Consider the following 17327-nt stretch of genomic DNA (forward strand, 5'->3'; position numbering starts at 1 on the left):
GGGCTGAATTATTAGAACCAGACACGTACACCAGCGACGAAACGGGTCTCACCGCTACGTCCGCCTGATGAACGGACCATGTCGGCAGTGTTGCCGAATGTTTGATAACGCTCCACGCCGATATAGGGCGCGAACTGACGGCTGAACTCGTACCGTAACCGGAGGCCGACGGCGCCATTCGAGAGCCCGCTGCCGACGCCGGTAGCAGGATCGTTCTTTCCATACACGTTGGCTTCAATACGCGGCTGCAGGATAAGGCGTTGGGTAATGAGCAACTCATACTCGGCGGACAGTCTCAGGGCGGTGCGACCTTCCGTTCCGACGTAACCGGTAGCATCGACTTCGAACCAGTAGGGAGCGAGACCTTGTACGCCAAAGGCGAGCCAATTGCGCGCGGGACGTCCGTAACCTGCATCGTTGCGAAAGCCGAGTTGGGTGTCCCAGTAAGTGGCAATGGCATGGCCCCACAGTAGTTCGGTGCGAGCGTCATGAACCTTGCCTTTCTCGGCCTCCCCCTCGGCCTTGATCACGAACTTGTTGTACGTGCTACCGAACCAGGCCTGAGCTTCATACGAGGCGGCATTGCTGTCGCTACCATGCGACCATTCGAGTCGATCCACCAGGATCGACGCGAAGGTGTGCTCGTCTGCCATATGAAGCTGACGATGCGGGCCTAGCGCGTATTGCCCGACGCCTAGTTGATACCCACCCGAATAGGCATCTGGGTCCCGGGCGTCAGGCGGCGCCTTGCCCCCTTGCATATTCATGTCGCCATGATCCATCGACATGGGTGCGGTTGAACCTTCCTCCATTGTCTGGATTTGGTCTCCATCCATGGTCTGCATGTCATCGCCCCCCATGCTTTGCATGCCGCCATGATCCATGCCTTCCATGGCGGCCGACGGCGAGCTCTCCGCCTTCGGCGTGGCCGGCGCTCCGGCAGCGTCGTGCGAGGAACCGTGGTCCTCATGGGAGTGTTGCGCCCAGGCGGGCGCCATGCCAGTAGCGATCAGGAGCGCAACGAGAAGAGATGACCTGTATGTGTGCACGCGGGAATTCCCTTTGATATGAGACATCACGCCACCACCACTTCTCGGAACATTCCCGCATCCATATGCAGCATGAGGTGGCAATGCCACGCCCAGCGGCCGAGCGCATCGGCGGTCACGAGAAAACTGATGCGCTGCGCCGGCTGAACGGGAATCGTATGCCGTCTTGCCTGGAACGAGCCGTCCGGCGCCTCCAGTTCACTCCACATCCCGTGCAGATGCATGGGGTGCGTCATCATCGTGTCGTTGTGTAGGATGACCCGCAGGCGCTCGCCATACTTGAAGGACACCGGCGTCGATCTTCCAAACTCCACACCGTCGAACGACCAGCTATACCGTTCCATATTGCCCGTCAGATGCAGTTCCACTTCGCGTCCCGGCCCGCGCGCATCCATGGGACCTCCGATGGTATGCTGGTCCGAGAGTGTCAAGACACGGCGACCGTTATCGCGCAGGCCGATTCCCGGATCATCTAGATTCGTGCGTGCCATGTCGACGCGCATGTCAGTGCTGGCTCCATATTCCGTGCGGGCATGCCGTGCCTTGGTGCTCGGAACCCTAAGGGGATCCATTCCAGCCATGTTGTGCATGCCAGACGAAGCGCTTTGCCTATGGTCCATTGCCATGCCGCCGTGTTGGCTATGGTCCATCTGCATGGCGCTATGGTCCATGCCGGCCATTCCAGCGTGTCCCTTGGCGCTGTGGTCCATGCCGGCCATTGCACCGTGTCCCATGGAGCCGTGGTCCATGCTCCCCATCATGTCGGCCATGGTGAGCCATTTCACTGGGTCAAGAGCAGGAACAGGCGCCACGAGTCCGTCGCGGGATGCCAGTGTGCCGCGGGCAAAGCCTGTCCGATCCATCGACTGCGCGAAAATCGTGTGCGCCTCCTCTGTAGGCTCCACCAGGACGTCGCAGGTTTCTCCCGGCCCGAATCGGAATTCATCGACCGTAACGGGATCAATGTTCTGCCCATCGACTTGAACGACTTTAAGCTTGAGCCCCGGGATGCGAACGTCATAGAACGTGTTGCCCGCACCGTTGACAAAGCGCAAGCGAATCTTCTCGCCCGGCCGGAACAGCCCCGTCCAGTTGCCGGACGGCGTGACGCCGTTCATCAGATAGGTGAGCGTCGCTGCAGACAGATCGGCCAGATCCGTGGGATTCATCCGCATCTGATTCCACATCTTCCGCTTGTCCAGCGCCGCCTTAATACCTTCGTTCGAGACGTCGCGGAAGAAGTCGAGCGCCGTGGGTTGGTTGTAGTTGTAGTAGTCGCTTTGAACCTTAAGCTTGGAGAGAACCCGCATTGGATCCTCGTCCGTCCAGTCCGAGAGCAGGACAGAGTAATCCCGGTCGGCGCGTACGGGGTCCGTATCACCTTCGATGATCAGGGCGCCATAGACGCCCGTCATCTCCTGGAATCCGGAATGCGAGTGATACCAATAGCTACCGGTCTGTTCCACNCCTTCGTTCGAGACGTCGCGGAAGAAGTCGAGCGCCGTGGGTTGGTTGTAGTTGTAGTAGTCGCTTTGAACCTTAAGCTTGGAGAGAACCCGCATTGGATCCTCGTCCGTCCAGTCCGAGAGCAGGACAGAGTAATCCCGGTCGGCGCGTACGGGGTCCGTATCACCTTCGATGATCAGGGCGCCATAGACGCCCGTCATCTCCTGGAATCCGGAATGCGAGTGATACCAATAGCTACCGGTCTGTTCCACCTTGAAGCGGTAGGTGAAGGTTTCGCCTGGCGCGATACCGTTAAAACTGATGCCCGGAACTCCGTCCATCTGGAAAGGCAGGACGATACCGTGCCAGTGGATCGAGGTCGGTTCCCGCAGCCGGTTGGTGACACGAATCGTGACGGTGTCACCTTTGCGCCAGCGCAGTGTGGGCCCTGGCAGTGTCCCATTGATCGTTTGCGCGACCCCTGCTTTGCCGGTGAAGTTCACCGCCGCATCTTCAATGACAAGGTCGAATTCGGTTCCGCGTAGCACAGGAGCCGTACCAATCCCCGCACGAGTGGGGGAGTTGGATTGCGCCCATCCGCCCGTCGACAGGCCGCCAAGAGCTCCGAGCACCCCGCCTGCTGCAAGCCCTTGGACAAAACGGCGCCGGGAAAGGCCCATGTGCTTGGGCAGGACAATGTCCGAAGACAGTTTCGATCGCATTAGTGCTTCCTTAGACACTTCATTCGCTACAGAGGATTGGAGCAATGGGCACAGGTTAGGGAAAGCGGACTAACCTTGGAATTACCCAAAAATTGCATTCCCGTAAGGTCGCTGTAATGTACGAGCCTCGGCATACACTGGCGGTCTTACTGCGGCTATGCCGGCATCCACTGGGGTTTTAATGAAGTTGTTAGTCGTTGAGGACGAACTTAAGACGGGGGAATACCTGCGTCAGGGCCTGACCGAGGCCGGCTTCGTGGTGGATCTCGTGCGAAACGGCCAGGATGGGTTGCACATGGCCATGTCGGAGGTGTACGACCTTCTCATTTTGGACGTCATGCTGCCCGATCTGGATGGTTGGAAGATACTCCAGCGCGTGCGGGCAACCGAGAATGCAGTACCTGTGTTGTTCCTCACGGCGCGAGACAGTGTTGCTGATCGGGTCAAGGGGCTTGAATTAGGTGCAGACGACTACTTGGTGAAGCCCTTTGCGTTTTCCGAGTTGCTAGCGCGTGTGAGGACGCTACTTCGGCGCGGCGCAGGCGGCCTGCCCGCCGATCGCATACAGATTGGTGACCTCATCCTTGATCTGCCACGCAGGAGAGCCACCCGGAGCGGGCGCAAGATCGTTCTGACGAGCAAGGAATTCTCCCTGTTAGAGTTGTTTGCGCGTCGGCGTGGAGAGGTGCTTCCTCGCTCCCTGATTGCCTCCCAGATCTGGGACATGAACTTTGATAGTGATAGCAACGTGATTGACGTTGCAATTCGTCGCCTTCGCGCCAAGATCGACGACGGTTTCGAACCGAAGCTAATCCAGACGGTACGCGGGATGGGGTATGTCCTCGAAGTGCCGGAGGGCGACGAATGAAGCGACGCCTATCTTTGACTGTGCGGCTGACTCTGTTGTTTTCGTTTTCGTCAGCGGTCGTATTGTCCGGTCTGGGCGTCCTCATTTGGCTGGCGATGGACAGGCACTTCGCAAATGAAGACTATGTGGTTCTTGGCGACAGTGTTCGGCTCATCCAGAAGATCACCAAGGAATCGCCCTCGGCCAACGTTCGTGCGCAGTTGGAACAGATGCTGGAGCACCACCCTGGTTTTGTGGCACGGGTCCAGATCGAAAGCGGTGGGACTCTGTACCAAACCAAGGGCTTCGACTTCGCTCTTGCTCTTGATGCAGTCCGCACACTCGGAAAGAGTGACGACAACCTGCTTTGGCGGCAGGATGGGCGTGTCTATCGCGGCATGCAAGCGCTAGCGACCATGCCGGGTGATGACGGAAAGCTCCGCATACTGGTGGGAATGGATACTGACATCCATGCCCATTTCATGGACGCATTTCGCCGGTCCTTGGCGTTCTATATCACCCTCGCCGTCATGGCCAGCGGCCTGTTCGGATGGTGGGCCGCGCGGCGCGGCTTGGCCCCGTTGCACACCATGGCAGCCCGAGCCAGTGGAGTGACTTCGCACAAGCTGGATGCGCGCATGCCCGTCGAGACCGTGCCGGTGGAGATGGCTGATCTGGCCGTCACCCTCAATGCAATGCTGGGGCGCCTGCAAGAGGATTTTCGGCGGCTTACAGAATTTTCCTCTGATATCGCACACGAATTACGCACGCCGCTCACCAATCTGATGACGCAGACCCAGGTCGCGCTCTCCCAGCCAAGGAATACTGAAAAGTATCGGGAAGTGCTGGCCTCCAACGCCGAAGAACTTCAGCGTCTTTGCCGCATGGTGTCGGACATGCTTTATCTCGCGAAGATGGAACACGGTCTGACGCTCCCCAACGAGGAAGCCATCACTATCAGCGAAGAGGTCAAAGCGTTGTTCGAGTTCTACGATGCCTTGGCCGATGACAAGGGAATCTGCCTTTCCGTGCAGGGCGAAGCTCACATTCGCGGCGACCGACTGATGCTGCGCAGAGCATTGAGCAACTTATTGTCCAATGCGTTGCGGTATACGCCCCACGGGAAGGCGATCGTAGTTACCGCCTCGGAAGACGATGGCAATGCGACTCTCGTCGTGGAGAACCAAGGTCCGGGAATCGATCCCGAACTTTTGCCGTCTCTCTTCGATCGGTTCTTTCGCGCTGACAAGTCGCGGAATCGTGTTGACGCCGAGGGGGTTGGGCTCGGCTTGTCGATCACCAAGGCCATCTTGACCGCCCACGGCGGCACAATTCTCGTTCAGTCCCACGGTGGCCACACACGATTTGTCATGACCTTCCCCCACGTTGCGAAATGAGAAATGTGGTTCTTGAAAAAAATGGGAAACAAACAGGCTCCGCTTTGGGCAGAGGCAGGTCGACTACAGCGCGCGAATCACTCGTTACGGATTATCCTGCGCAGCACGAGAGCTGCTTCACGTCTTTCGAGAAGGTCTGAGCGGCAAGCCTGAGCCCTTCGACCATGGTCAGGTACGGGAACAACTGGTCGGCGAGGTCCTGCACGGTCATCCTTGCGCGGATGGCGATCGCTGCCGTCTGAATGAGTTCACCCGCTTCTGGCGCCACCGCCTGCGCGCCAATCAGCCGGCCGCTGCCAGTCTCGGCCACCAACTTGATGAGGCCGCGTGTGTCGAAATTCACCAGCGCGCGCGGGACGTTATCGAGCGTCAGCGTGCGGCTGTCGGTCTCAATGCCCTCCCGATGCGCCTGCGCCTCGCTATAGCCGACAGTGGCAACTTGTGGCTCGGTGAAGACGACCGCCGGCATCGCATCTAGATTGAGCTGCGCTTCGCCGCCGAGCATGTTGATCGCCGCGCGCGTACCGGCGGCCGCCGCAACGTAGACGAATTGCGGCAGATTGGTACAGTCGCCGGCCGCATAGATATTCGGTGCACTCGTGCGCATCCCCGTGTCGACCACGATGGCGCCACGCTCGTCGAGCTGCACCCCGGCACTTGCCAGGCTAAGACCCTCTGTGTTGGGCGAGCGGCCAGTTGCTACCAGCAGGCGGTCGACGAGCACGTCGCCGTGGTTCGTGGTGAGGACGAACTCGCCATCGGTGTGTACTACCTGGCTCGCCTGGGTCTGCGTCAACACCTCGATGCCTTCGGCGCGAAAGGCCGCGGTTATGGCTTCGCCAATTGCCGGGTCCTCGTGGTAAAGGAGTGTGTGCCGAGCCAGAACGGTGACATGGCTACCCAGCCGCGCAAAGGCCTGCGCCAGTTCCAACGCGACCACCGACGACCCGATCACGGCGAGCCGCTTGGGGACGACCTCACTCTCCAGCGCTTCGGTTGAGGTCCAGTAAGGCGTTTCATTCAGGCCATGAATTGGCGGTGCTGCGGCAGTGGAACCCGTGGCAATCAGGCCGCGATCGAACGACACCGCACGTTCGCCGCCAGCGTTCAGCGTCACGGTGAGTGCATGGCTCCCGGTGAAGCGTGCCTCGCCGCGTAGGACATGGATGTTCGGGATCGTGTCGAGAATGTTCTCGTATTTGGCGTGGCGCAGCTCGTTCACGCGCGCCTGCTGCTGGGCGAGCAGGCGCGGCCGGTCGATGGCTGGCGTCATGGCAGTGATCCCTGCGTCGAAGGGACTTGTTTGCCGCAGATGCGCGATGTGGGCTGCACGGATGAGGATCTTGGAGGGCACGCAGCCGACGTTGACGCACGTGCCACCTATGGTTCCGCGCTCGATCAGAGTCACTTGGGCGCCGTTTTCGGCGGCCTTCAGCGCCGCCGCCATGGCAGCGCTACCACTGCCGACTACGGCGACCCGCAACGCGCTATCGCCGCCGCTGCGCTTGCCACTAGCCCTTTCCCAACCGGGCGTCTTGTCAGGCAGGTCGGCAGATCGGGGTGGCACGTCAGCAACCTTGGTATGGTAGCCGGCCTTCGTCACCGCCGCAGCCAGCGCGTCGTGGCTAACTCCTTCCTCGACCGTCACATTGGCCAGGGCTTTGGAATAGGAAACCTCTGCCGAGCGCACGCCAGGTACCTTTTCCAACGTCTTCCTGAGATGCTCGGCGCAGCTAACGCAGGTCATCCCATCGATCTTCAAGGTCATCATAGCCTTGCTCCATTCTTTCATAGATTTGGTTGGATGCACCATCCTTCATCCTTTGCGCATGATGGCCGGGCGCAAATCACGCGTGTCGCGATAGTACAGACGCGCCGCGCGCCGGGGAAAATAGATCCCGGATTGTGAGAAGCGACATCGCAGTATTTCCGCGACGTTAGTGCTTGACCGATGAAGGATAGCCTGCGGCCGCCGTGGCCTTGGTCAGTGCCTGGAAGGTCGTCTTGCTATCGTCGAATGTCACGACAGCCTCTCGCTGCTCAAAACGAATATTCGCGTTTTCTACACCTGCAACCTTCGAAAGCGCATGCTTGACGGTGATCGGACAAGCAGCGCACGTCATGCCGAATACAGATAACGTGACCGTCCGGGTTGTGGCCCAGGCCGGAGCCGTGACGACAACGAGCCCCAGAGCAGCAAGCAGCTTTTTCACAATGAACTCCACGCCCGGTAGAATAGGGGCAGCACGTAGGGGAACCCGAGCGCGATCAGGATCAGCAGCCAGACGATCCAGAACATAAGCTTGTACGCGGCGCGTACCTCTGGAATTGCGCAGACCTCGCCCGACTTACACACGGCTGCGGGCCGGAAGATACTCCGTCCAGCGAAGAACAACGCCACCAGTGCAGCGCCGATGAAAACCGGACGCCAAGGTTCGAGCAATGTCAGATTGCCAATCCAAGCTCCGCTGACACCCAGCGCGACGAGCATCAACGGCCCGAGGCAGCACGTTGATGCGAGGATTGCAGCCAGTCCGCCGACGAGCAGCGCGCCGCGACCTTTCCGAGATTCCGCCATACGCTTGCCCTTCCGGATTGCCGATGAGTAGCGTAACGTTACTTCCGTACCTAAGTACGGAGTCAAGCGGTATGGAAAACAAAATCGAAAATCTCACCATCGGCGCCTTCGCAAAGGCGGCCGGCGTCAATGTCGAGACTATCCGGTTCTATCAGCGCAAGGGCCTGCTGCTCGAGCCCGGGAAACCGTATGGCAGCATCCGCCGCTACAGCGAAGCGGACGTCAAGCGGGTACGGTTTGTCAAATCTGCCCAGCGGCTGGGCTTCAGCCTCGACGAAATCTCGGACCTGCTGAAACTGGAGGATGGGACACACTGCAAGGAGGCGAGCAGCCTTGCTGAACACAAGCTGCAGGACATTCAGGAGAAACTCGTCGACCTCCGGCGCATGGAAGAGATACTCGTCCAGCTCGTACGCGCGTGTCATTTGCGCAGGGGAAACGTGTCATGCCCATTGATTGCCTCGTTGCAACGAGGCGAATGACCACCGGCACTTTCATTTCTGGATTGAGCCGTTGCGGTCTAGCGATGGCCGGCCACCGGCTTTTCTGCCAGCGAAAATTAGTCACGCCTGACAGGCAGAGACTTTTCTGCCTGCTGCTTCCTTCGTGATCGTGAGGCCTCCACCTTTACAAGATCTTTGTATTCGTCTGTATCACGATGTGGCACCGATACGTGCCGAGACAGTGCCGGCCTGAAAGTAGTACATGCGTGAAACACCTGTTTCCGTTAATACGCTCCACTGGCCCACGTACCGGCACGATTCCGAAAAAGAGGCATGAATCCAAATAAAGTTCTTGACGTTCCCATGGTGGGAATTTCTAGGCTTCAGGTGCGCTCAGGTCGCCACCACCCTAAGAAATGAAAAATTCGATCACCGTTCGCCGCCTTATTGCCTGGACTTGGCTCGCAGCATTGCTGCTGACCGGTTCAGCATCGGCCGCCTATGTCTGTCCGACTGACATGGCGAGCGGCAAAGTGACCACCATGCAGCAAATTGGCTGCGTCGACGACGATCAACCGGCGTTTTGTGCAAGCTATCTTCGCGGTAGCCCAGTAAACGCACCACAGCCGCATCCTCCTGGTGCCGGTGGCCCGCCAACACGAACCTGCGAGCTGGTCTGGCGTCCTGCTTCCGTGACTGCGCAAAAACTGTCGTTGTCGCTGCGAGGCGAACCAGCCCCCTCGTCTGTACCAATCTATTTGGCGACGGCCCGACTGAGGCCTTGATGTTCCGATGCCTGACCGGCTGATGGCAGGCATCCACCGTTGATCACCGGGTATGACAAAGCTCTGCTTGTGCTTCCCGCTAACCCAGCAGGTATGAACATCAAATCACTCAATTGGGGACCATCATGAACCTCGCCAGAATCGCCACTGCTTTTGTATTCGCTGGACTCGCCACGTCTGCGTTTGCCGGTCCGGATTGGGATGTCATCCAGCGAGCTCGCCTGGCTGCACATCAAGCCAATGTGACGGCCGCCGAAAATCAGGCCATGAAGGATCAATGCATGCAGATGATGCATCGGGTGTCTTCGTCCGATGCGCATCTGCAATGGATGAGCAATGCCCTCGACACGCACGGCACCACCACCGATGCAGACACGGTCTCCAACCGCATATGGGGTAACTCGCTTGCATCGGTCTTGGGCGAACGGAGTCCGTACCTGGATGGCGGCCGCATTGAGCAGCGCAATGTCTTCACCGATGGCGCGCTGAGCGTGGCCGGCATGGACCGGACGGGGGTATCGGCCCCACCGGAACGCGCCCGCGATCCGTACACCGATGGCGCGCGCGTCAGCGATATGTCGTCGCTGGCATAACGCAACCCTCGTCTTGTCGCTTGGAAGCGCCGGCAGCCGATCGTGCTGCCGGCGTGCCTGAAGGTACGCTCTTGCAATCCATCGAAAAGCGGTTATGCTTGGCGCTAGTTTGAGATACCCGTAGATCGTGCGTCACATCGCCCGCCGGCATTCGTGGATTGCCGGACTCCTTCTGGTTGTGTTCCTGTCAGTTCAACTGGCAACGGCCGCTTACGCCTGTACGATTGGCGTGAACGTGCCGGCGGAACAGCCGTCGATGGACGCCATGGTGTCCTGCGCCGACATGGCCGAACAGGATGCCGCGCAGGACAATGGCGAGAAGGCGTTTTGTATGGGCCATTGCCAGGCCGATACTAAGTACGCCGATCACGCTGTGCCGCAGATTCCCGCATTTATCCCGGTCCTCGCCGGCATCATCATCGAGCCTCCGGTGCTGGATGCCACGCCGGTCATCGCTCGGCATGCACACACCCAGCCGCGCGCGCCACCACCACCGCACGCCATTCTTCACTGCTGTTTCCGCACCTAGCCTCCGAAGCCACGCCACTTCCTTGTCGCTCCCTATCTCTCGGGAGCGGTGGTCGTTGTTTCCGGAGGCTTTATGTCATTTCCACGTTGCCTAAGGCTGGCGCTTCTGTATGCGTCCGCCCTCGGCATGACGGTGTCGCTTGCCGCGTCGCCGTCTGCCGCACCCGCCCTATCCATTGAAGAAGCCGCAGCGCTGGCAACGGCGCATGCGAACGACGCCGAGAATTCGCACGGTGCCATCGAAGCGGCTGTGCAACAGGCAGTCGCTGCCGGCCAGTTGCCCGACCCCGTACTCAAGGTTGGTCTGAATGATGTGCCCGTCAATGGGTCCGACAAGGGTTCGCTGAGTCGAGATTCCATGACCACTCGCTCGATCAGCGTATTGCAGGAATTCACGCGCGCAGACAAGCGACGCGCGCGCACCGCGCGCTTCGAAGCCGAATCCGCTTCCGCCGATGCACGGCGCCTGGTCGGTGTGACCAATGTCCAACGCAACGCCGTGGCCGCGTGGATCGATCGCTGGTACGCAGAGCAGGCGGCCGCGCTGCTTGGCCACCATTCCCATCCTTTGAGCCTGGCGCTGGAGGCTGCCAATGCGGCCTACCGCAGTGGCCGCGGCACGCGTGCCGACGTGCTGTCTGCGCAATTGGAAGTGCAGAAACTGCGCGACCGTGAAGGGGAGAATCAGGCGGCGCTCGACACTGCCACCGTCAATCTGTCGCGTTGGATCGGCACCGACGCCGCACGTCCGCTGGGCGAGCGTCCTGCGCTGATCGTACCGGAGCGCGTCGAGCAACTCATCCGTACGCGCTACGACGGGGTGCCGGAGATCGTCGCAGCCCAGCGTGACGTTACCCTTGCGGAGAGCGAAGTGCGCGTGGCGGACGAATCACGCAAGCCCGATATCTCTGTCGAGTTGATGTATAGCCAGCGTGGTTCGGCTTACTCCAATCTGGCATCGGTCAACGTGAGCTTTCCGCTGCCGTGGGATCGCACCAACCGGCAAGATCGTGAAGTGTCCGCGCGACTCGCACAGGCCACGGAGGCGCGCGCCAAGGCCGAGATCATCCAGCGCAATACGGACGCAGCAGTCGGTGCGCGCCTTGCCGAATTGCGCCGCAACCTGGAGCGCCTCAAGCGTTATGACGACGCCACGTTGCCGCTTGCCAATGCACAGGCAGAAGCCACGCTGACGGCCTATCGGGCCAATACCGGTTCGCTGCTGGCCGTGGCGGAAGCCAATCACCGTGCCATCGATACCGCATTGGAGCGGCTGGCGCTGGAGCAACGCACGACAAAACTCTGGGCTGAGCTCACTTTCCTGACGCCCCTGCCGACCGCACAGACCGAATCTGCCACCAAGGATTTCAAATGACTCGACTGAAAATCGCCGCGGCGTGCCTGGTGCTGATCGGCGCGGCCGGATTTGCCGGCTATCGCTTCGGTGTTTCGCAAGGAGCGTCGGACATGCCAGCCAAACCGGAGACGGGTGCGACATCGAAAACCGGCGATGTCGATCCGCAGACGGGTAAGAAGGTTCTCTACTGGCACGACCCGATGGTGCCGGGCCAGCGCTTCGACAAGCCGGGCAAATCGCCTTTCATGGACATGCAACTGGTACCGGTCTATGCCGATGGCGACGGTTCAGGCGGCAACGGGGTCTCCATCGACAGCCGTGTGACCCAGAACCTCGGGATCCGCACAGCGGAGGTGAAGGCCGCACGCATGGGCACAGTGCTTGAGGCACCCGGCAATGTGGCGATTGACGAGCGCAGCATCCAGGTCATTCAGGCGCGCACCGGCGGCTTCATCCAGCAATTGGGCGTGCGGGCCACGCTCGACCCGGTACGAAAGGGTCAGACATTGGTCACCCTCTACGCCCCCGACTGGGTGGCGGCACAGGAGGAGTACCTGGCCGTGGCGCGAATGCCCCAAGGAGTACAGGGCGACCTGACGGAGGCCGCAAAAGCGCGCATGCGGCAAGCCGGCATGACGCCGGGCCAAGCCGATGCAGTCGCCCGTTCCGGCAAGCTGCAGACCGGCCAGGGCATCTCCAGTCCGCTGGACGGCGTGGTTACCGAGATTGCGGTACGCGAGGGCATGACGGTCAGCGCTGGTATGACACTTTTCAAGTTGGCGGATCTTGCGCGGGTATGGGTGATTGCCGAAGTACCCGAGGCCCAGGCGCGCGGCATCGCACCCGGACAGTCCGTTACGGTATTGGCCACCGCCGCGCCGGAACCCGTAAGCGGCAAGGTCGATGCGATCCTGCCCGACGTCAATCCAGCCACGCGCACCCTCAAGGTCCGCATCGTACTGCCCAACAAGCAGCGCCGGTTGGTGCCCGGTATGTTTGCCAACGTGCGGTTCGACAGCGGTGATCGCCAGGACGTCCTGCAGATTCCATCCGAGGCCGTGATTCGCACCGGCCAGCGTAGCGTCGTCATGGTCGATGCGGGCTCCCAGGGCTACGTGAGCACCGAAATCCGCACAGGCCATGAATCCGGCGGCATGACTGAAGTCCTTTCCGGACTGCAAGCCGGGCAAAAGGTCGTGACCTCGGGCCAGTTCCTGATTGATTCCGAAGCCAGCCTGCGCGGCACATCGGACCGACTGGCATCGCCGGCCGGTGCGTCCGCGCCCGCCGCAGCTGCGTCGGAGCATGAGGGTGCCGGTCGCATCGAAGCCGTAAATGCTGCGGGTCTAACGATCTCGCACGGACCGATTCCCTCGGCACAGTGGGGCGCCATGACGATGGATTTTGCGGCAAGTAATGCGGCAATGCTCAAGGGGTTGAAACCGGGCGATCGCATCCGGTTCCGCTTCCGCCTGAACCGGGACGGTGCAGCTACACTATCGTCGGTACAGCCGGCTGGCGCCGAAGGAGCCAAGCCATGATCGCGCGCATCATCCTGGCGTCGATACGCAACCGCTTCCTGGTGCTGCTGGCCACGGTCATGCTCACCGCGTGGGGGTTGTGGGCGGTGCGCAGTACACCGCTCGACGCGTTGCCGGATCTGTCCGACACGCAGGTCATCATCCGCACGCCGTTCCCAGGCCAGGCGCCGCAGATTGTCGAGAATCAGGTCACCTACCCGCTCACCACCACGATGCTGTCCGTGCCGGGGGCCAAGACCGTGCGGGGCTACTCGTTCTTCGGCGACTCGTTCGTCTACGTCCTGTTCGAGGACGGCACCGATCCGTACTGGGCGCGCTCCCGCGTGCTGGAGTACCTGAATCAGGTGCAGTCACGCCTGCCGGCCGCGGCCAAACCGGCACTGGGACCGGATGCCACCGGCGTGGGCTGGATCTACGAGTACGCGCTAGTGGACAAGACCGGACGGCACGACCTCTCACAGTTGCGTGCGCTACAGGACTGGTTCCTGCGCTTTGAGCTGAAGTCACTGCCTAACGTCGCCGAGGTAGCGCCCATCGGCGGCATGGTGAAGCAGTATCAGGTCGTATTGCAGCCGGATAAGCTGCGCGCCTACAACATCCCTCAGGCCAAGGTCCTAGAGGCGTTGAAGGGCGCGAACCAAGAGGCCGGAGGCTCTGTTCTCGAGCTTGGCGAGGCCGAGTACGCGGTGAGGGCATCGGGGTACCTGAAGACGCTCGATGATTTCCGGCAGATTCCGTTAATGACTAGCGAAGCGGGCATCCCCGTTCGGCTCGGCGATGTGGCCACGATCCAGTTTGGTCCCGAGTTGCGGCGCGGTATTGCCGAACTCAATGGTCAGGGCGAGGTCGCTGGCGGTGTCATCGTGATGCGCTCGGGTAAGAACGCACTGGAAACCATCGAGGCGGTCAAGGCCAAGCTCGCCACGCTACAGAAGAGTCTGCCGGCCGGCGTCGAGATTGTCACCACCTACGATCGCTCCTCCCTGATCAATCGCGCCGTGGAAAATCTGACGCACAAGCTGATCGAAGAGTTTATCGTCGTCGCGTTGGTCTGCCTGGTCTTTCTCTTCCACCTGCGTTCCGCTTTGGTGGCCATCGTATCGCTGCCGCTCGGCGTGCTGGCAGCATTCCTCGTCATGCGATATCAGGGCGTCAATGCCAACATCATGTCGCTGGGGGGCATCGCCATTGCCATCGGCGCCATGGTCGATGCCGCGGTTGTCATGATCGAGAACGCGCACAAGCATCTGGAACACTGGCATGCGGACAACCCCGGGCGGGACCTGACAGGCCATGAGCGCTGGCGCGTGATCGGCGAGTCGGCGGCCGAGGTGGGACCCGCGCTGTTCTTCTCGCTATTGATCATTACGCTGTCGTTCATCCCGGTGTTCACGCTGGAGGCGCAGGAAGGCCGGCTATTTTCGCCGCTGGCCTTTACGAAGACGTACTCGATGGCCGCTGCCGCTGGCTTGTCGGTGACCTTGGTGCCAGTCCTGATGGGCTATATGATCCGGGGCAAGATTCCCAGCGAGCAGTCCAATCCGCTCAACCGATGGCTGATTCGCGCCTATCAGCCGATGCTGGCCAAGGTACTCACCTACCCGAAAACCACGATCGCAGTTGCGGCAGTTCTGCTGGTCGCGACCGCCTGGCCGATTATGCGAATTGGCGCAGAGTTCATGCCGCCCCTCGATGAGGGTGACCTGCTCTACATGCCTTCGGCACTGCCGGGGCTGTCCACCGGCAAGGCGGCGCAGTTGTTGCAACAAACTGACCGCCTGATCAAGACTGTGCCAGAGGTAGCCACCGTGTTCGGCAAGGCGGGCCGCGCAGATTCGGCGACCGACCCGGCGCCCATCGAGATGTTCGAGACCACGATCCAATTCAAGCCCCGCGACCAGTGGCGCGCCGGCATGACGCCGGACAAGCTGGTGGAGGAGCTCGACCGCGTGGTGAAGGTGCCCGGCCTGTCCAATATCTGGGTGCCGCCAATCCGCAACCGCATCGACATGTTGGCCACCGGCATCAAGAGTCCGGTTGGCATCAAGGTGGCGGGTACTGACCTGAAGGAGATCGACCGGTTGTCCACTCGGATCGAGGAAGCCGTCAAGGCGGTGCCGGGTGTCACATCGGCGCTCGCCGAACGTCTGTCCGGCGGGCGCTACATCGACGTCGATATCGACAGGATGGCGGCCGGGCGGTACGGGCTCAACATCGATGACGTGCAGAGCATTGTGTCGTCTGCCATCGGCGGCGACAACGTGGGGGAGGTGGTCGACGAATTAGCGCGCTATCCGATCAATGTCCGCTATCCACGCGACTACCGCGACTCGGTGGAGCAATTGCGCGCCCTGCCCATCGTCACCGGCAGGGGCCAGCAGATTACCCTTTCTGACGTGGCGCGCCTTGCGGTGGTGCAGGGCCCACCGATGCTGCGCAGCGAAAACGCCCGCCTGTCCGGCTGGATATACGTGGACATTCGCGGACGCGATCTGCGCTCCGCCGTCCAGGACATGCAAGCGGTGGTGGCGAAGGCGGTGCCGATGCCGGCGGGCTATTCCCTCAGTTGGTCGGGGCAGTTCGAATACCTGGAGCGGGCCACCGGGAAGCTGAAGGTAGTGGTGCCGTTCACGCTGTTGATCATCTTCGTGTTGCTCTACCTGGTGTTCGGTCGCCTGGACGAAGCGCTGCTCATCATGGGCACGCTGCCGCTGGCGCTCATCGGCGGCTTCTGGCTGCTCTATGCGCTGGGCTACAACCTCTCTGTGGCCGGCGTCGTCGGCTTCATCGCCCTGGCCGGCGTCGCAGCCGAGTTCGGTGTCATCATGCTGCTCTACCTGAAGCAAGCCTGGAGCGAACGCGAGGCCCGAAGCGAAACTAGCGTGTCCGCACTGCTAGATGCCATCCAGGAAGGTGCGGTGCAGCGGGTGCGTCCCAAGGCCATGACCGTCGCGGTCATTCTCGCCGGCCTAATTCCCATCATGTGGTCGCATGGCACCGGCTCGGAGGTCATGCAGCGCATTGCCGCCCCGATGGTCGGCGGCATGGTCACCGCGCCATTGCTTTCCCTGTTTGTTGTGCCGGCGGTGTACCTGCTGATGCGCAGACGCCAGACCAAACCTGTCCCACTTTCCACCCACCCTTCACTTCAGGAGGAATCACAATGAAACACGTCAAGAGTCTCGTAATCACGCTTGCACTCGCTGCCGCCCCCACCGCGTTCGCGGCCGGATCCATGGACGGCATGGACATGAAAGGCATGGACATGAAACCGTCAGCCGCATCGCAAAAGGCGCCGCAGCCTGTTGCGGCGGAGGTCAAGAATATCGATGCGAAGGCCGGTAAGGTAACGCTTAAGCACGGCCCGATCGAAAATCTCGGCATGCCCGCCATGGTGATGGCGTTTCCGGTCAAGGACCGCGCTTCGCTGAAGAACTTCAAGGACGGTGACGCGGTATCAGTGACGTTCGACAACGTCAATGGCGCGCCGACCGTCGTAGATATGCAGCACAAATAAGCGCGCGATCGCATGCCGCCGAAAACGGCGGCATGCATATGACGTGCAATTCGATGCACGTCCCTCGAAAAAAGGCAGAGCCCCCCGACTGAATGCGGCCACTTTACCTTCCATCTGACGTTGTTTCGGCGATTCTGGTCGCCCTGGCGCTTACATTCTGTACGATCTGCTGGTTCGCGTGGTATCTCAGGCGCCACCATGGCACTCGCCGCCAGCACGCATCCACACACGTTGCTCGCTTGCGCAAGAGACGTCGCAGGTCCGGGAAGAATCGCAAGTAAGCCTGACCAGATAACGCGTCGGTCTGCCTTGCAACGCAGGCATAGTTCACACAAGTCGGCGCAAAATACTGGACGCCATGACATGGCGAAAACGTAGCGTCACGTGCGAGATCATCACCGTCGGATGCCCGCTCACTATCGCAGCAGCCAGTGGGGCCGCTCTAACTGGATGACCGGAAGGGAGGCTGAGCCATCTGGCCTGGGTCGACAAGGTGTCTCGCGGCCGCCCGTCGTCGCGAATCG

At 60.8% G+C, this 17327-nt stretch carries 14 protein-coding genes and 2 pseudogenes; 10 read left to right on the forward strand and 6 right to left on the reverse strand.

Going from position 1 to position 17327, the window contains the following annotated elements; all coding sequences use genetic code 11:
- Window positions 1-11 precede the first annotated feature (11 nt).
- From D9X30_RS23040 to D9X30_RS29895, 3 genes and pseudogenes are all read right to left on the reverse strand, one after another.
- A complete protein-coding gene (locus tag D9X30_RS23040) occupies window positions 12-1076 on the reverse strand; it encodes a copper resistance protein B (RefSeq protein ID WP_049815845.1) in 1065 nt (354 codons plus the stop codon).
- Window positions 1076-2515 (reverse strand): annotated as a pseudogene (locus D9X30_RS23045) (copper resistance system multicopper oxidase); the annotation flags it as partial. The pseudogene D9X30_RS23045 and the gene D9X30_RS23040, both read right to left, overlap by 1 nt.
- Window positions 2516-2653: 138 nt before the next feature.
- Window positions 2654-3217: pseudogene (locus tag D9X30_RS29895) on the reverse strand (multicopper oxidase domain-containing protein); the annotation flags it as partial.
- Window positions 3218-3398: 181 nt separating this feature from the next.
- Here D9X30_RS29895 and D9X30_RS23050 point away from each other — a divergent pair.
- Together D9X30_RS23050 and D9X30_RS23055 are read left to right on the forward strand one after the other, a co-directional pair.
- Entirely contained in the window at window positions 3399-4085 is a 687-nt protein-coding gene (locus D9X30_RS23050; protein WP_029050946.1) for a heavy metal response regulator transcription factor, read from the forward strand.
- Complete coding sequence (locus tag D9X30_RS23055; RefSeq protein WP_029050945.1) at window positions 4082-5461, forward strand: heavy metal sensor histidine kinase; 1380 nt, start codon at window positions 4082-4084, stop codon at window positions 5459-5461. The genes D9X30_RS23050 and D9X30_RS23055 overlap by 4 nt, the downstream gene beginning before the upstream one ends.
- A 91-nt stretch (window positions 5462-5552) precedes the next feature.
- Here D9X30_RS23055 and merA read toward each other — a convergent pair whose 3' ends face one another.
- The 3 genes from merA to merT form a co-directional block, all read right to left on the reverse strand.
- Complete coding sequence (gene merA, locus D9X30_RS23060) at window positions 5553-7232, reverse strand: mercury(II) reductase (protein ID WP_153950369.1); 1680 nt, start codon at window positions 7230-7232, stop codon at window positions 5553-5555.
- Between the two features lie 166 nt (window positions 7233-7398).
- On the reverse strand, window positions 7399-7674 hold the full coding sequence (gene merP, locus D9X30_RS23065; RefSeq protein ID WP_249641063.1) for a mercury resistance system periplasmic binding protein MerP: 276 nt from the start codon (window positions 7672-7674) through the stop codon (window positions 7399-7401).
- A complete protein-coding gene (gene merT, locus D9X30_RS23070) occupies window positions 7671-8039 on the reverse strand; it encodes a mercuric ion transporter MerT (RefSeq protein WP_029050942.1) in 369 nt (122 codons plus the stop codon). Before merT ends, merP begins: the two co-directional genes overlap by 4 nt.
- 71 nt (window positions 8040-8110) lie before the next feature.
- On the opposite strand from merT, the gene merR reads away from it, so the two are divergent.
- The 8 genes from merR to D9X30_RS23110 all read left to right on the forward strand — a co-directional run bounded on the left by merR (window position 8111) and on the right by D9X30_RS23110 (window position 16803).
- Window positions 8111-8521, forward strand: a complete 411-nt coding sequence (gene merR, locus D9X30_RS23075) for a mercury resistance transcriptional regulator MerR (RefSeq protein WP_092601797.1) — start codon at window positions 8111-8113, stop codon at window positions 8519-8521.
- A gap of 377 nt (window positions 8522-8898) precedes the next feature.
- Window positions 8899-9267 (forward strand): hypothetical protein, encoded by a 369-nt coding sequence (locus D9X30_RS23080; RefSeq protein WP_153950368.1) that lies wholly within the window; start codon window positions 8899-8901, stop codon window positions 9265-9267.
- A gap of 125 nt (window positions 9268-9392) precedes the next feature.
- On the forward strand, window positions 9393-9860 hold the full coding sequence (locus tag D9X30_RS23085) for a hypothetical protein (RefSeq protein ID WP_029050940.1): 468 nt from the start codon (window positions 9393-9395) through the stop codon (window positions 9858-9860).
- 127 nt (window positions 9861-9987) lie between these two features.
- Window positions 9988-10389, forward strand: coding sequence for a hypothetical protein (locus tag D9X30_RS23090; protein ID WP_029050939.1), 402 nt, complete (start codon window positions 9988-9990; stop codon window positions 10387-10389).
- 72 nt (window positions 10390-10461) lie between these two features.
- Window positions 10462-11763 carry a TolC family protein gene (locus tag D9X30_RS23095; RefSeq protein WP_029050938.1) on the forward strand — a complete coding sequence of 434 codons (1302 nt, stop codon included), beginning with the start codon at window positions 10462-10464 and terminating at the stop codon, window positions 11761-11763.
- Complete coding sequence (locus tag D9X30_RS23100) at window positions 11760-13286, forward strand: efflux RND transporter periplasmic adaptor subunit (RefSeq protein WP_029050937.1); 1527 nt, start codon at window positions 11760-11762, stop codon at window positions 13284-13286. The genes D9X30_RS23095 and D9X30_RS23100 overlap by 4 nt, the downstream gene beginning before the upstream one ends.
- Window positions 13283-16453 carry an efflux RND transporter permease subunit gene (locus D9X30_RS23105; RefSeq protein WP_029050936.1) on the forward strand — a complete coding sequence of 1057 codons (3171 nt, stop codon included), beginning with the start codon at window positions 13283-13285 and terminating at the stop codon, window positions 16451-16453. Before D9X30_RS23100 ends, D9X30_RS23105 begins: the two co-directional genes overlap by 4 nt.
- Window positions 16450-16803: a copper-binding protein gene (locus D9X30_RS23110; protein WP_029050935.1), complete on the forward strand. Its 354-nt coding sequence runs from the start codon at window positions 16450-16452 to the stop codon at window positions 16801-16803. Before D9X30_RS23105 ends, D9X30_RS23110 begins: the two co-directional genes overlap by 4 nt.
- The last annotated feature ends 524 nt before the right edge of the window (window positions 16804-17327 follow it).

The organism is Cupriavidus sp. U2, assembly GCF_009663685.2.
Classification (GTDB): Bacteria; Pseudomonadota; Gammaproteobacteria; order Burkholderiales; family Burkholderiaceae; genus Cupriavidus; species Cupriavidus necator_C.

Coding starts and splice junctions, on each gene's coding strand:
- D9X30_RS23040 (WP_049815845.1), bottom strand. CDS start 1,076: ATGTCTCATATCAAAGGGAATTCCCGCGTGCACACATACAGGTCATCT.
- D9X30_RS23050 (WP_029050946.1), top strand. CDS start 3,399: ATGAAGTTGTTAGTCGTTGAGGACGAACTTAAGACGGGGGAATACCTG.
- D9X30_RS23055 (WP_029050945.1), top strand. CDS start 4,082: ATGAAGCGACGCCTATCTTTGACTGTGCGGCTGACTCTGTTGTTTTCG.
- merA (WP_153950369.1), bottom strand. CDS start 7,232: ATGATGACCTTGAAGATCGATGGGATGACCTGCGTTAGCTGCGCCGAG.
- merT (WP_029050942.1), bottom strand. CDS start 8,039: ATGGCGGAATCTCGGAAAGGTCGCGGCGCGCTGCTCGTCGGCGGACTG.
- merR (WP_092601797.1), top strand. CDS start 8,111: ATGGAAAACAAAATCGAAAATCTCACCATCGGCGCCTTCGCAAAGGCG.
- D9X30_RS23080 (WP_153950368.1), top strand. CDS start 8,899: ATGAAAAATTCGATCACCGTTCGCCGCCTTATTGCCTGGACTTGGCTC.
- D9X30_RS23085 (WP_029050940.1), top strand. CDS start 9,393: ATGAACCTCGCCAGAATCGCCACTGCTTTTGTATTCGCTGGACTCGCC.
- D9X30_RS23095 (WP_029050938.1), top strand. CDS start 10,462: ATGTCATTTCCACGTTGCCTAAGGCTGGCGCTTCTGTATGCGTCCGCC.
- D9X30_RS23100 (WP_029050937.1), top strand. CDS start 11,760: ATGACTCGACTGAAAATCGCCGCGGCGTGCCTGGTGCTGATCGGCGCG.
- D9X30_RS23105 (WP_029050936.1), top strand. CDS start 13,283: ATGATCGCGCGCATCATCCTGGCGTCGATACGCAACCGCTTCCTGGTG.
- D9X30_RS23110 (WP_029050935.1), top strand. CDS start 16,450: ATGAAACACGTCAAGAGTCTCGTAATCACGCTTGCACTCGCTGCCGCC.